The 14247-nt window shown below is 61.5% G+C and carries 14 protein-coding genes; 9 read left to right on the plus strand and 5 right to left on the minus strand.

All coding sequences use genetic code 11. The annotated features are described in order from the left end of the window. The first annotated feature begins 90 nt into the window (after positions 1 to 90). The 7 genes from rimM (at position 91) to AC245Y_RS21080 (ending at position 6472) form a co-directional block, all read left to right on the plus strand. A complete protein-coding gene (gene rimM, locus AC245Y_RS21050) occupies positions 91 to 660 on the plus strand; it encodes a ribosome maturation factor RimM (RefSeq protein ID WP_012759372.1) in 570 nt (189 codons plus the stop codon). After that, positions 660 to 1391: a tRNA (guanosine(37)-N1)-methyltransferase TrmD gene (gene trmD, locus AC245Y_RS21055; protein WP_026157501.1), complete on the plus strand. Its 732-nt coding sequence runs from the start codon at positions 660 to 662 to the stop codon at positions 1389 to 1391. The genes rimM and trmD overlap by 1 nt, the downstream gene beginning before the upstream one ends. 286 nt (positions 1392 to 1677) lie before the next feature. After that, positions 1678 to 2232: a 50S ribosomal protein L19 gene (rplS, locus tag AC245Y_RS21060; RefSeq protein ID WP_012759374.1), complete on the plus strand. Its 555-nt coding sequence runs from the start codon at positions 1678 to 1680 to the stop codon at positions 2230 to 2232. A 144-nt stretch (positions 2233 to 2376) separates the two neighbouring features. Beyond that, positions 2377 to 3174 (plus strand): transporter substrate-binding domain-containing protein, encoded by a 798-nt coding sequence (locus AC245Y_RS21065; RefSeq protein WP_017995451.1) that lies wholly within the window; start codon positions 2377 to 2379, stop codon positions 3172 to 3174. A 16-nt stretch (positions 3175 to 3190) separates the two neighbouring features. After that, positions 3191 to 4003: an amino acid ABC transporter permease gene (locus tag AC245Y_RS21070; protein WP_012759375.1), complete on the plus strand. Its 813-nt coding sequence runs from the start codon at positions 3191 to 3193 to the stop codon at positions 4001 to 4003. A 284-nt stretch (positions 4004 to 4287) separates the two neighbouring features. Next, positions 4288 to 5697 carry a 3-isopropylmalate dehydratase large subunit gene (leuC, locus tag AC245Y_RS21075; protein ID WP_003543674.1) on the plus strand — a complete coding sequence of 470 codons (1410 nt, stop codon included), beginning with the start codon at positions 4288 to 4290 and terminating at the stop codon, positions 5695 to 5697. 421 nt (positions 5698 to 6118) lie between these two features. Next, positions 6119 to 6472 carry a hypothetical protein gene (locus tag AC245Y_RS21080; protein WP_017995452.1) on the plus strand — a complete coding sequence of 118 codons (354 nt, stop codon included), beginning with the start codon at positions 6119 to 6121 and terminating at the stop codon, positions 6470 to 6472. Positions 6473 to 6558: 86 nt separating this feature from the next. Here the strand turns inward: AC245Y_RS21080 and AC245Y_RS21085 are convergent, their stop codons facing one another. Together AC245Y_RS21085 and AC245Y_RS21090 are read right to left on the minus strand one after the other, a co-directional pair. Next, positions 6559 to 7389 (minus strand): aldo/keto reductase, encoded by an 831-nt coding sequence (locus AC245Y_RS21085; protein ID WP_017995453.1) that lies wholly within the window; start codon positions 7387 to 7389, stop codon positions 6559 to 6561. Between the two features lie 131 nt (positions 7390 to 7520). Further along, positions 7521 to 8042: a L,D-transpeptidase family protein gene (locus tag AC245Y_RS21090; protein ID WP_017995454.1), complete on the minus strand. Its 522-nt coding sequence runs from the start codon at positions 8040 to 8042 to the stop codon at positions 7521 to 7523. A 167-nt stretch (positions 8043 to 8209) separates the two neighbouring features. Here AC245Y_RS21090 and AC245Y_RS21095 point away from each other — a divergent pair, with 167 nt between their 5' ends. Then, entirely contained in the window at positions 8210 to 8893 is a 684-nt protein-coding gene (locus AC245Y_RS21095) for a response regulator transcription factor (RefSeq protein ID WP_017995455.1), read from the plus strand. A gap of 114 nt (positions 8894 to 9007) precedes the next feature. Continuing rightward, positions 9008 to 9463 (plus strand): cyclic nucleotide-binding domain-containing protein, encoded by a 456-nt coding sequence (locus tag AC245Y_RS21100; protein ID WP_017995456.1) that lies wholly within the window; start codon positions 9008 to 9010, stop codon positions 9461 to 9463. A 49-nt stretch (positions 9464 to 9512) separates the two neighbouring features. Here the strand turns inward: AC245Y_RS21100 and AC245Y_RS21105 are convergent, their stop codons facing one another. From AC245Y_RS21105 to AC245Y_RS21115, 3 genes are all read right to left on the minus strand, one after another. Next, positions 9513 to 10316 carry an exodeoxyribonuclease III gene (locus AC245Y_RS21105; protein WP_026157502.1) on the minus strand — a complete coding sequence of 268 codons (804 nt, stop codon included), beginning with the start codon at positions 10314 to 10316 and terminating at the stop codon, positions 9513 to 9515. A 251-nt stretch (positions 10317 to 10567) separates the two neighbouring features. Further along, on the minus strand, positions 10568 to 11236 hold the full coding sequence (locus AC245Y_RS21110) for an outer membrane lipoprotein carrier protein LolA (RefSeq protein WP_012759384.1): 669 nt from the start codon (positions 11234 to 11236) through the stop codon (positions 10568 to 10570). A 139-nt stretch (positions 11237 to 11375) separates the two neighbouring features. Beyond that, positions 11376 to 14069 carry an FtsK/SpoIIIE family DNA translocase gene (locus AC245Y_RS21115; RefSeq protein ID WP_017995458.1) on the minus strand — a complete coding sequence of 898 codons (2694 nt, stop codon included), beginning with the start codon at positions 14067 to 14069 and terminating at the stop codon, positions 11376 to 11378. Positions 14070 to 14247 lie beyond the last annotated feature (178 nt).

The raw sequence follows: 14247 nt of genomic DNA on the forward strand, positions 1-14247 counted from the left end.
CGGCATGGCGACATGCCGCCCGTTTTCGTTTCCAATCGCCTGCACTTCGTTTATGAGAAACCTGTCTTTCGGCTTCACATGAAGGAACCCATGACCAAGCTTGAAAACCCCGTTCTGATGGCGACGATCGGTGGCGCGCAAGGCCTCCGGGGCGAGGTGCGCGCCAAGGCCTATACGGCCGATCCCGGCGCGCTTGGCGACTACGGCCATCTGCACAGCATGGACGGCCGCAGCTTCGAAGTCCTCGAAATCCGCGAGATGAAGAATGTCGTCGTCGTCCGTTTCCGCGGCGTCAACGACCGCAATGCCGCCGAGGCTCTGAACGGGCTTGAACTCTATATCGAGCGGGACAACCTGCCGGACGAGGAGCTGGAGGACGACGAGTTCTACTACGCCGACCTCGAGGGGCTCGAGGCGCGTGACGACAAGGGTGTCAGCTATGGCACGGTCACCGGCGTGTTCGATTTCGGCGCCGGCGACCTGCTGGAACTCAAAGGTCCGGGCAAACGCCCGGTGCTGATCCCCTTCTCGGAAGCCTCGGTACTGGAGATCGACCTCGAGGCCGGCACGCTGCTGATCGATCCGCTGGCGGCGGGGCTGGTCGAAGATCCCGAAGAGCTTTCGAAATTCACTCCCGACAAGCCGAAAAAGAAGAAGTGATGGCTTTCCGGGCGAGCGTGCTGACACTTTATCCGGAAATGTTTCCGGGGCATCTGGGCTTCTCGCTCGCCGGCAAGGCGATGGAGCGGGGGCAATGGTCGCTGGACATGGTGCAGATCCGCGACTTCGCCACCGACAGACACCGCACCGTCGACGACACCCCGGCAGGCGGCGGCGCCGGCATGGTGCTGAAGGCCGACGTTCTTGCGCGTGCGATCGACAGCGCCTCAGAAAACGATACCCGCCCGCGACTGCTGATGAGCCCGCGCGGCCGGCCGCTGACGCAGGAGCGTGTGCGCGAGCTCGCGGCGGGCGACGGCGTCATCATCGTCTGCGGCCGCTTCGAGGGTATCGACCAGCGGGTGATCGAGGCGCGCGAGCTGGAAGAGGTCTCGATCGGCGACTACGTCCTATCAGGCGGCGAGCCGGCGGCGCTGATCGTGCTCGATGCGATTATCCGCATCCTGCCCGGTGTCATGGGCAACGATCTTTCCGGCCTGCACGAAAGTTTCGAAGGCGGACTGCTGGAACATCCGCATTATACCCGGCCGCAGGAATGGGAAGGCCGGGAGATTCCCGCGATCCTCACCTCGGGCAACCACGGCGCCATCGAAAAATGGCGGCATCAGGAAGCGGTGCAGCTGACGCGGGAGCGGCGGCCGGATCTGCTGGAAAAGGCTGGTGCATCGGCCGGAAACTCGGGATCGAATATCGGAAAGCGCGATGCGTAGATTCAAAATGCTACAGCGTCCTTTGTGCGTCTGAAAAGACGATCGGCGCTGTAAAGTGAGAAAAACGGCTGATTTTGCAGCCCTTTTCACAAAAATGCCGTCCAAGGGATGACAAGCCCTGGCCTTTCGTGTATTGGCGCACGCGGAAATGGGGTTTATCCCCGTCTGCCAGCAAACAAAGAATGGCGAATCCGCTCCCGCCCTTGACGGGCAAAGTCCTGAGGCCAGTTCCGAAGGATCAGTGTTGAGCGCTCTGGCTGTTTCAGAAGAACCAAAGGTTAAGACGATGAACATCATTCAGCAGCTTGAGGCCGAACAGGCCGCCAAGATCGAAGCCAAGCGCACGCTTCCGGAATTTTCCCCGGGCGACACCGTCCGCGTCAACGTGAAGGTCACGGAAGGCACCCGTACCCGCGTTCAGGCCTATGAAGGCGTCTGCATCGCCCGCTCCGGCGGCGGCCTGCAGGAAAACTTCACGGTCCGCAAGATCTCCTACGGCGAAGGCGTCGAGCGCGTATTCCCGATCTACTCGCCGATGATCGAAAGCGTCGACGTCGTTCGCCGCGGTAAGGTCCGTCGCGCCAAGCTCTATTACCTGCGCGACCGTCGCGGCAAGTCTGCCCGTATCGTTGAAGACACCGGCGTCCGCGCCCGCAAGCTCAACGACGCCGAGCGCGCCGCCATTGCCGAGGAAAAGGCACGCATCGAAGCTGAAAAGGTTGCAGCAGCTCAGGCGCTCGCCGCCGAGAGGGCAGCAGCAGAAGCTGCGGAAGCCAAGGCCGCTGCTGAAAAGGCCGCCGCAGAAGCAGCCGCCGCTGCAGCGGAACCGGCAGCAGAATAAGATCTGCGCCACGCAAAATTCTTTGCTTGGAAAGGCGGCCTTCGGGTCGCCTTTTCTATTTTTTGCGCGGGCACGCAGTGGGCGGCCTTGCCTCGGGCCTATCTTCCGTGACAGTTTTTGCCGTTCAATTTGGGGAACCGTTCAATGTTGTTTCGTCGTACCGTTCTTGCGAGCTTCGCCGCCCTTGCTCTTCTACCCCTCGCCGCATCGGCGGCCGAGCTGCCCGATCTCGGCGGCAAGAGCGTCGTCGTCGTCACCGAGAATGCCTATCCGCCGCTGCAATTCGTCGATCCGAAATCCGGCAAGGCGATCGGCTGGGAATATGATGCGATGAACGAGATCGCCAAGCGGCTGAATTTCAAGGTCGAATACCAGAACACCAGCTGGGACGCGATGATCCAGGCGGTGTCCGACGGCCAGTACAACATCGGCATGACCGGCATCACCATCAAGGAAGACCGCAAGCAAAAGGTGGATTTCTCCGATCCGTACATGCGCTCGCAGCAGTTCATGCTGGTGCGCGGCGACGAGAAGCGCTTCACCGATGCCAAGTCCTTCGGCGAATTCAAGGACGGCCTGGTGGGCGCGCAGGCCGGCACCACGCCCTTCTACACCGCGGTCTACGAAGTGCTTGATGGCAACGAGCAGAACCCGCGCATCAAACTCTTCGAAACCTTCGGCGCCACCGTCCAGGCCCTGAAGGCCGGCGACGTCGACGTCGTGCTGACCGACGGCACCGCCGGCAAGGGCTATGTCGATGCCTCGAACGGCGCCTTGAAGCTGATCGGCGGACCGCTCGGCACTGAGGATTTCGGCTTCATCTTCCCGAAAGGCTCCGACCTCGTCGCCCCGGTCAATGCCGCCATCGCCGCACTCCAGGCCGACGGCACGCTGGATGGGCTGAACAAGAAGTGGTTCCTCGACTACAAGATGGGCAAATGACGCCGAGCAGCTGCTGATGGCGTTGCGACCATCTCCCGACAGACACGTCAAGGACGACTATCCCTGGTGGCTGGTCGCCCTCGTCACGATCGGCATCGTCCTTGCCGTCGTCATCGTCGCCAACGATATCTATGCCCAGGTCTTCCGCACCGTCGTCAACGGTGTCGGCGTCACCGTCTTCGTCACGCTGGTCGCCTTCGTGCTCGCCACCGTGCTCGGCCTCGGCATCTGCCTGCTCGGCATGGCTGACAGCCAGGTGCTACGGCAGATCGCACGATTCTACATCGAGATCATCCGCGGTATACCGATCCTCGTGCTGCTGTTCTACGTCGCCTTCGTCGGCGCGCCGGCTCTGGTCGCAGCCTATAATTTCCTGATTTCGCCGCTGGTGACGTCAGGTATGGCCGAGCCCATCCTGGTGCGCGACCTCTCGCTGATGTGGCGAGCGATCATCGCGCTGACGGTCGGTTATTCCTCCTTCATCGCCGAAATCTTCCGGGCCGGTTTCCAGTCGGTCGATCTCGGCCAGATCGAGGCGGCCAAGGCGCTCGGACTGTCGCGCTACCGGCGCTTTCGCTCCGTCGTCTTCCCGCAGGCGATCCGCGTGATCTTCCCGCCGCTCTCCAACGATTTCGTCTCGATGGTGAAGGACAGCTCGCTCGTCTCCGTGCTCGGCGTCGCCGACATCACCCAGATGGGCAAGGTCTATGCCGCCGGCTCCTTCCGCTTCTTCGAGACCTATTCGATCGTCACCTATATCTATCTGATCCTGACGATCGGCCTGTCGCTAGCGCTCCGGCGGACGGAGAAATGGATGAAGTCGCGGTAAGCGATCAATCCCCGCCGCGCCGCTGAGAGGCCGCAGAGCGCCTGCTGATGATTCAAATTGAAGCCGCCGCGAAAAATCGCTATATGCAGGGCCATGGAATCCAAGTTCAGATGCATTGGCGCGCATATTTTCGTGCTGCAGGATCACTATCGCCTGCCGGCGCGGTTTTTTGCGTGTGTGTCTGGTGCGCTCAACAGCCGACTTCGTTGATCGAATGACGGCCGGCGGAGCCTGATCTGCCATTCTCGATTTTCCAAAAGCTTCAGAAAAACGGACTTAACGCCATGAGCGCACCGCGTACCCTCTACGACAAGATCTGGGACGATCATCTGGTCGACGAACAGCCGGACGGCACCTGTCTTCTCTACATCGACCGCCACTTGGTCCACGAAGTCACCTCGCCGCAGGCTTTCGAAGGCCTGCGCATGACCGGCCGCAAGGTTCGCGCGCCGGAAAAGACGCTCGCCGTCGTCGACCACAACGTTCCGACCTCGCCCGACCGCCATCTCGGCATCAAGAACGAGGAAAGCCGCATCCAGGTGGAAGCGCTGGCCACCAACGCCGCCGAATTCGGCGTCGAATATTATTCGGCAAGCGACAAGCGCCAGGGCATCGTCCACATCGTCGGTCCGGAACAGGGCTTCACCCTGCCTGGCATGACCATCGTCTGCGGCGACAGCCACACCTCGACGCATGGCGCCTTCGGGGCGCTGGCGCACGGCATCGGCACCTCCGAGGTCGAGCATGTGCTGGCGACCCAGACGCTGATCCAGAAGAAGGCCAAGAACATGCTGGTGCGGGTCGACGGCCTGCTTCCGCCGCACGTCACCGCCAAGGACATCATCCTTGCCATCATCGGCGAGATCGGCACGGCCGGCGGCACCGGCCACGTCATCGAATTTGCCGGTGAAGCGATCCGCGCGCTGTCGATGGAAGGCCGCATGACCGTCTGCAACATGACGATCGAGGGCGGCGCCCGCGCCGGCCTGATCGCCCCGGACGAAAAGACCTTCGAATACATCAAGGGCAAGCCGCGCGCGCCGAAGGGCGAGGCGCTGGAACAGGCGATCGCCTACTGGAAGACGCTGCAGACCGACGAGGGCGCTCATTACGACCGCGTCGTCGTCCTCGACGCCGCCAGCCTGCCGCCGATCGTTTCCTGGGGCTCCTCGCCCGAGGATGTCATCTCCGTCCAGGGCATCGTTCCGAACCCGGATGACATCCAGGATGAAACCAAGCGCACCTCCAAGTGGCGCGCGCTCGACTATATGGGCCTGAAGCCGGGCACGAAGATGACCGACATCACGCTTGACCGCGTCTTCATCGGCTCCTGCACCAACGGCCGCATCGAAGATCTGCGCGAAGTCGCCAAGGTCGTCGAAGGCAAGACGGTTGCCTCAACCGTCGACGCGATGATCGTGCCGGGTTCCGGCCTCGTCAAGGAACAGGCGGAAGCCGAAGGCCTCGACAAGATCTTCAAGGCCGCCGGTTTCGACTGGCGCGAACCGGGCTGCTCCATGTGCCTTGCGATGAACGACGACCGTCTGAAGCCGGGCGAACGCTGCGCTTCGACCTCAAACCGCAACTTCGAGGGCCGTCAGGGCTTCAAGGGCCGCACGCACCTCGTCTCGCCGGCAATGGCCGCTGCAGCCGCGATCGCCGGGCACTTCGTCGATATCCGCGAGTGGAACTGATCCGTCGAAACGGATAACAATCAAAAGCCCACCGATGCCCCTGCGCATCGGTGGGCTTCGCATTTATGGCACCCCGTGCCTTCGGCACCTGGTGGATAATGCTCCCATGGGCTCGTCAGTGAATGACCCGCGTTCTCGATTTCACCCGTTCGGGCAATCGACATCGGAGGGTGCCTGTGGCTTCATCGAGATGGCGCTTTCAGACGCATCTCGCGCGACTTTCGACAGACACGCTTTCGGGCGTCCATTGCCGGTTTCGGCGATCATTGGCCTGGCGGCGCTACAGCGCGCGCGTCTTTTCAGACGCGCAAAGGACGCTGTAACACTTTGGATTGCTGCATAATTTCATCCTTAAATCGATTCCGATTTGAGGAATCATGCAGGAGCAAAGTTCCGCGTTGTGTGATCTGGGAGAATAGCCATGAGACAGAAAATGGCAGGACGCCTGCCGCAAACCATCCTGGGCCTGTTCGTATCGCTGGCATCGATCGATGCCGCCGCGGCTGCGCCGATCCATCCGGCAGCACCGCCGATCACGGTCTCTTCCGGCTTGTGGCAACAGGTCGCGCAAAACAAGGCACCGTCTCTCAATGGCTATCGTGGCTATAGCAGCGCCCGGCCCGGCTATATCAAGAGCTCGAATGGCTATTGGTATCCCTCGCGCGCCTTCGCTTCGGACGATTATACCGGTTCGATCGGGCGTCCGCAGCGCCTGAACAATGCCTGCAACTTCGGTTTTACCCCGACCAACGGCTCGTCCAAATGTAATTATTGAAGCGGCAGGCCCGTCATACAAAGGCCGCCGCGGGTAATCTCTCCCGAGGCGGCCGTTGATTGCCTTGGCAATGATTGAGACGACGATCAGAAGGTCGCCGTTATCGGATCCGGTCCCATGCGGGCACCGGCGCTGTCGAGTTTGGCGATCGCGGCCATGTCGTCGGCATCGAGCTTGAAGTCGAACACCTGGAAGTTCTCCTCGATGCGCGACGGCGTCACCGATTTCGGGATGACGACGAGGCCGGTATCGATGTGCCAGCGAATGATCACCTGAGCCGGCGTCTTCTGATGTTTTTTGGCGATCTGACCGATATCGGCGTTCGAGATGAACTTACCTTGGCCGAGCGGGCTCCAGGATTCGGTGGCGATATTCAGCTTCTGATGAGCCTCCTGCGCCACCTTCTGCTGGAAATCGGGATGCAGCTCGATCTGGTTGATGACGGGAACGACGCCGGTCTCGCCGATGATACGCTCGAGATGTTCGGGATTGAAATTCGACACGCCGATCGAACGGGCACGACCCTCTTCCCGGATTCGGGCGAAAGCCTTCCAGGTCTCTGTATAGAGGCCGCGATGCGGCGACGGCCAGTGAATGAGGTAGAGGTCGACGTACTCGGAACCGAGCTTCTTCAGGCTGCCCTCGAATGCACGCAGCGTATTGTCATAGCCTTGATCGGTATTCCTGAGTTTGGTGGTGACGAAGATGTCTTTGCGGTCGAGGCCGGAAGAGCGGATGCCTTCGCCGACACCCTCTTCGTTGTCGTAGCCGGAAGCCGTATCGATATGACGATAGCCGGCGGCGATCGCCGTGCGCACGGTGGGAGCGGCAATATCCTGCGGCGTCTGCCAGACGCCGAGGCCGACTTGCGGAATGGAATGTCCGTCATGGAAAGTGATGATGGGTTGAGCGGTCACAATATATCTCCGGGAGTTTGAAGAATTGGACGAGGCATGAATTGCGCCCGCGCTTGCGGACGTCCCTGAACGCATTTCAGCCGGAGCGTTCGGTCACCGACAGCATATAGGCGACCGCATCCGGAAGACAATCAGACGATGCGGACAATCGTTCCCTTTCGAAGATGAGGCAGCAGGCGGCGCATGTCGCGCAGGCTCACCGCCACGCACCCCGCCGTCGGCTCGTAGTCTGGCCTGATGAGATGGAAGAAGATCGCCGAGCCGCGATTGCGCGCACGCGAGGAGATGTTCCAGTCCATCACCAGGCAGATATCGTAGAGCCCGTCGCTGCGCCGCATTTCCTCATGACTTGCGCAAAACGGCGCCCGGACGAGGCGGTTGTAGCTGGCACTGTCGGACTGATCGCACCAGAGCATGTCGGGGCGGATGCGGCGGATGGAAAGCGGAGTGACGAGCCGGCCATTCCGCTCACCGCGCCGGAAGCCTGATATCAGCCTCATCGAGGCGATCGGCGTGGCGCCGTCGCCCTCGCGTTTCATCACTGTGCGGCCGGAGCGGCCGATCGCAGCGGGCACGGTGATGGCGCCGAGCCGGACGATCGCCCGATTCTTGCGCCCCGGCGCAGCACGCACCACCATCGTCGACAGCGTCATACCCCGCCTCTGCCTTGCTTTTTCCATTTTTCTCGCATGTCGTGCCTTGTCTGGGGCTTCGATTGAAATCATATCGAAACCGACCCGGCAACAGCCCGCTGCCCGATCCTTGCCAAACCAGGAATTTGGCGTAGGACTAGGGGACTTAACATGAGGACGCAAACGGCATGACCGCACGCACCATTCTTCTGGTGGATGACGACGATGACCTTCGGCAGACGCTGACGGAGCAATTGTCGCTGTATGAGGAATTCACGGTTCTGCAGGAAGCCAACGCCGGCAAAGGTGTCGCGACCGCCCGCGCGACGCCGATCGATCTGCTGATCATGGATGTCGGCCTGCCCGATATGGACGGCCGCGAGGCAGTGAAGCTGCTGCGCAAGGGCGGTTTCAAGGCGCCGATCATCATGCTGACTGGCCACGATACCGATTCCGACACGATCCTCGGCCTCGAAGCCGGCGCCAACGACTATGTCACCAAGCCCTTCCGCTTCGCCGTGCTGCTCGCCCGCATCCGCGTGCAGCTGCGCCAGCATGAGCAGAGCGAGGACGCGACCTTTACCGTCGGCCCTTACCTCTTCAAGCCCAGCCAGAAGCTCCTGACCACCGATAACGGCCAGAAGATCCGACTGACGGAAAAGGAAGCGGCGATCATCCGCTATCTCTACCGCGCCGAACAGAAGGTCGTCACCCGCGACGTGCTGCTCGAAGAGGTCTGGGGCTATAATTCCGGCGTAACGACGCATACGCTGGAAACCCACGTTTATCGCCTGCGCCAGAAGATCGAGCGAGATCCCTCCAATGCCGAAATCCTCGTCACGGAAAACGGCGGCTACAAGATCATACCCTAGAGCAGTTCCGTTTTTCTCCGAATCACGGAAATGCCTATCTCTTTGTTTTCATGCAATTCCGAACGCAGACTGCGACGCACTTCTGCTGGAATTGCTCTAAGGCGAAAAGCCCGCATGGCGCTGACCGACGACATCCACATGCTCGCGCAGCTTCCTCTGTTCAAGGACATGAACGAGGATCAGCTGCGGTTGATCGCCTTTGGCGCCGACCGGCGCATGATCGCTGCCGGCCAGATGCTGTTTCGCCAGGGCTCACCCGCCGAGAGTGCCTATGTCATCCTCAGCGGCAGCCTGGAGCTGAGCGCGACGAGCAGCGACGGCATGCAGAGGACAGAGGGGATCGCCGGTCCCGGAACCCTGGTTTCCGAGCTGGCGCTGGTAACCCTGGTGGAGCGCAAGTTCACCGCGGTAGCGCGCGAGGACACCAGCATCATCCGCATCACCCGCGCCCTCTTCCACCGGCTGATCGAAGAATATCCGGACGCAGCCCGGCTGATCGAGAACCGCATCCGCGACAATCTCGCCGAACTCGCGGCAAAGGCCGCAAGTCAATTCTATCGCTTCAACTGACCCCAGTTAGAGCGCTTCTGCCCTTTACAAAAAGCTGGACCGAATCGCCCTAGAAATCGAAATGCGCCGTCACCGGTACGTGGTCGGAGGGCCGGTCCCAGCCGCGCGCCTCTTTCAGGATTTCGATTCGCTTGAGATGCGGCCCGAGATCCGACGACGACCAGATATGGTCGAGACGGCGGCCGCGGTCGGCGGCCTCCCAATCCTTGGCGCGGTAGCTCCACCAGGTGTAGAGTTTCTCGTTTTCAGGCACATGCTGACGCATGAGATCGAGCCAGGCGCCGCGCTTCATCACCTCGAGCAGCCCCTCGGTTTCGACAGGCGTATGGCTGACGATCTTCAGAAGCTGCTTGTGCGACCAGACGTCATGCTCCAGCGGCGCGATGTTGAGGTCACCGACGAGGATGGCTGAAGTGTTGGCCTCGCCATTGGCTTTCAGCAGCTTCATCTCTTCGATGAAATCGAGCTTGTGGCCGAATTTCGGATTGATCGTGCGATCCGGCTCGTCGCCGCCGGCCGGGACATAGAAATTATGCAGCCGAACCCGACGATTGCCGCGCTCGAAGATCGCCGAGATGTGACGCGCATCGCCGATGCCGCAATAATCCTGCCGGTGATCCTCGGTCAACGGAATGCGCGAGGCGATCGCCACGCCATGATAACCCTTCTGGCCATGGATGATGATGTGATTGTAGCCCAAAGCCCTGAGCGGTGCCGCCGGAAACAGGTCGTTCGTCACCTTGGTTTCCTGCAGGCAGAGAATATCGGGCCTGTGCTTGAGAACGAGCTGCTCGACGATCGGCATGCGCAGCCGCACCGAATTGATGTTCCAGGTGGTGATCGAAAAACCCATGCCCCATACCCTCTCGCGTCCAATGCCTGCATGCCGGCCGAACCGCAGCTCGACGCGACGCGCTTTCATGAAGGGCTTTAAAACAAAGGCGGACGCGAGGGAACCAGCCACGAGCATGATGCCGAAAAGTGTGAGCGGTTTTCGGACGACATCATGCTCAAATCGTTGATTGAGATCCGGATGTTTTCAAGCCAATCGGCCTGAAAACATCCGGATCTGGTAAAAGCGGCCGGCGATCAACCGAAAAGCTCTCAGTCGCGCGACTGCGGCGTGCCTGGAATGGTCTCATAGGGCACGCGGAAGACGCGATCCTCGAACTGCATGCCGGTTTTGACATTGAAGATCATCACCGAGGTGTCCTTGCCCTGATTGTCGGTGATCGTCCACTGACGCAAGTCGTAAGTCTTCGGGTCGAACATCATGGTAATGGTGGAGTTTCCAAACACCGTATTGTTGCCGAGCGCGATCGTCGTCAGGTCAGACTCTTCCTTCACGCCCTTCACCATGCCCGCCGACAGATCGATATGCTGCGCGAGGAGCAGGCTGAGCGGGGTCTTGGACAGCGGATAGAGATCCCAGGTTTTGAGCTTCATATTGCCGATGGCGACGTTCTTGCCGTCGGCGATCACCCGCATCGGCGACGGATCGTCATAGTTGAAGCGCAGCTTGCCGGGGCGCTGGATGAAGAACTTGCCGCCGGTCTGTTCGCCGCGCGGGCCGAACTGCACGAATTCGCCCTGCATCGTCGTGACGCCGGAAAAATGATCGGCGATCGCCTGCGCCGTGCCGGAGGCGGGAGCTGCCGCCTGCGCATAAGCACCAAGGGGAATGGCGCTCGCTATCGCAGCGACGGCAAAGGCGCCGAGAAGGTCGCGGCGCGTTACCGTCAGGCCGGAGAGGAAGGTATCGGAGTGACTCATCTAAATCTCCTTTATGCGATCTGCATGCTGCCGAAAGGCGGCGTCTTCAAGGCGTTGCGATCGGCCTGCGAGAGGTAACGGCTTCGGCGCTATCAGGTTTCCGCAAAAGCGGCTGTATTGGAAATATATGCCTGTTCTGTCAGCGGTCGAGGATGTCGCCTTCTGTGGGAACGAGGATCTCGCGTTTGCCGGCATGGTTGGCCGGTCCTATGATGCCCTCCTTCTCCATGCGCTCGACGAGCGAGGCAGCGCGGTTGTAGCCGATGCCGAGGCGGCGCTGGACGTAGGATGTCGATGCCTTGCCGTCGCGCAGCACGATGGCGACCGCCTGGTCGTAGGGATCTTCCGATTCGGAAAGATTGGACGTGCCGGCCGGGCCGCCGCCGCCGCCGTAATCGCCATCCTCGTCATCATCGGCGGTGATCGCGTCGAGATATTGCGGCGAGCCCTGGGTCTTCAGGTAGGAGACGATCTCTTCCACCTCGACATCCGAAACGAACGGGCCGTGCACGCGCTGGATACGCCCGCCGCCCGCCATGTAGAGCATGTCACCCATGCCCAGCAGCTGCTCGGCGCCCTGTTCGCCAAGGATGGTGCGGCTGTCGATCTTCGAGGTCACCTGGAAGGAGATGCGGGTCGGGAAGTTCGCCTTGATCGTGCCGGTGATGACGTCGACCGACGGACGCTGTGTCGCCATGATCACATGTATGCCGGCGGCACGGGCCATCTGCGCCAAACGCTGGACGGCGCCTTCGATGTCTTTGCCGGCGACCATCATCAGGTCGGCCATCTCGTCGATGATCACGACGATATAGGGCATCGGCCGCAGATCGAATTCTTCGGTCTCGTACATCGCTTCGCCGGTGTGGCGGTCGAATCCGGTCTGCACCGTACGCGAGATCGCCTCGCCCTTCGACAGCGCCTGCTCGACGCGGGTGTTGAAGCCGTCGATGTTGCGCACGCCGATCTTCGACATCTTCTTGTAGCGCTCTTCCATCTCGCGCACGGTCCATTTGAGCGCGACGACGGCCTTCTTCGGATCGGTGACGACGGGCGAAAGCAGGTGCGGGATGCCGTCATAGACGGAGAGTTCGAGCATCTTCGGATCGATCATGATCAGCCGGCACTGTTCCGGCGTCATGCGGTAGAGCAGCGACAGGATCATCGTGTTGATCGCGACCGACTTGCCGGAGCCGGTGGTGCCGGCGACGAGCAGATGCGGCATCTTGGCGAGGTCGGCGATGACGGCTTCGCCGCCGATCGTCTTGCCGAGCGCCATGGCGAGCTTCGCCTTGCTGCCCTCGAAATCCCTCGAGGCGATGAGTTCACGCAGATAGACGGTCTCGCGCGTCTGGTTCGGTAATTCGATGCCGATCGCGTTGCGGCCGGGCACGACGGCGACGCGGGCGGCAATGGCGCTCATCGAGCGGGCGATATCGTCGGCAAGGCCGATGACGCGCGACGACTTGATCCCGGGTGCCGGCTCCAGTTCGTAGAGCGTGACGACCGGGCCGGGGCGGACATGGATGATCTCGCCCTTGACGCCGAAATCTTCGAGCACGCCTTCGAGCATGCGGGCGTTCTGCTCCAGCGCATCGGCCGAAAGCGTGGAGTCGCGCACGACATTCTTTGGTTCGGCGAGCAGATGCATCGACGGAAGCTGGAAACCCTCGGGACGGATGAACGAGCCTTGCGCCTCCCGCTCGATGCGGGCGCTGGGCTTCGGACGTGCGACCACGGGGATGACGCGCGGTTCCGGCTTGCCGGCGGCCTTTGCCGGCGCGCGGATCATCCAGTCCTCGTCATCGTCGTCGGGCAGGATATCGGCCGGGCGCGGCGGCATATCGGTATCGAAGGGCAGGTCGTCGTCATTATCGTCGTCGTCATCGATGGACAGCGACGGCGCGGAAACGACGCGCCGCGGCGAAGCCGTCCTTGCTCCCATCGATGGCTCCATCGACGGTTCCATGCGCTCGCCGCGAGCGGTCGGCGCCTTGGCGCGCACGGGTTCGTTCAGCGTGCCGAACTCGTCATCGTTGAAATCATAAGGGGATTCGTAATCGCCCTGGCGCCGCTTGCGCGGCCCCATGCCGAAGAGCCGGCGCAGTCGGCCCTGGCTCATATACCAGGCATGCGTCACGGCACCGCTGAGAGCGACCCAGCGGGATTCGTCCTCCTCCTCGTCCTCGTCTCCGACGACGCGGGCCTTGCTACTGCGCGTATCGACGTACTCCTCCTCGACCTCCTCGTCGGCGTCGCTGCGGCCGACCAGGCCGGAGGCAAAGAGCATCATCCAGGCGGTCGGCGCGGCAAAGATGCAGCCGACGACCATGGCGAAGGTGCCTGTGGGATAAGCGCCGACGAAGAGTGCGGGAAAACGCAGGATCATGTCGCCGACGACGCCGCCGATGCCGTTCGGAATCGGCCAGGTGAGCGGCGGCGGAAAGCAGCCGATGATGGCGCAGGAAAGCACCGAACCGGCCAACCAGGCGCCGCCACGGGCCGGAATACGGCTGAAGCGGCGACCCGAGATCAGCGTCAGCGCCCAGGCGACGATCGGCAGCATCGAAACGACGCTGGCAAGCCCGAGGAACTGCATGACGATATCGGCAAAGGCAGCCCCGCTGTAACCGAGAATATTCGTCGGCAGGTTAGCGGTCGCATAGGAATAGCTCGGATCCGCAACATTCCATGTCGCCAGCGCCGCGACGCAGAACGCCAGCAGCAGAAAGATCGCAAAGCCGATGAGCGCCTGGATCTGCCGCAGCATGAATGCCGAGAAGGAGAACCGATCCGGACGGCCATCCATTGCCGGCGACGTGCTTCTTGCCATGTGTCTAACCCGTCCAATGCCTGAGGACACGCGAATCGCTGAAGCTTCGCCGTGCCAAAATGCGTCCACTCTACCTAATCAGAGCCGGGTTAAAGCGATGTTAACCATGCATGGCTGGACGACAATTCTAGACCGGGAAATGAAAAAAGCCCGAACCTTGGAAGGTCCGGGCCAAATG

The sequence above is a fragment of the Rhizobium sp. SRDI943 genome (assembly GCF_057653695.1).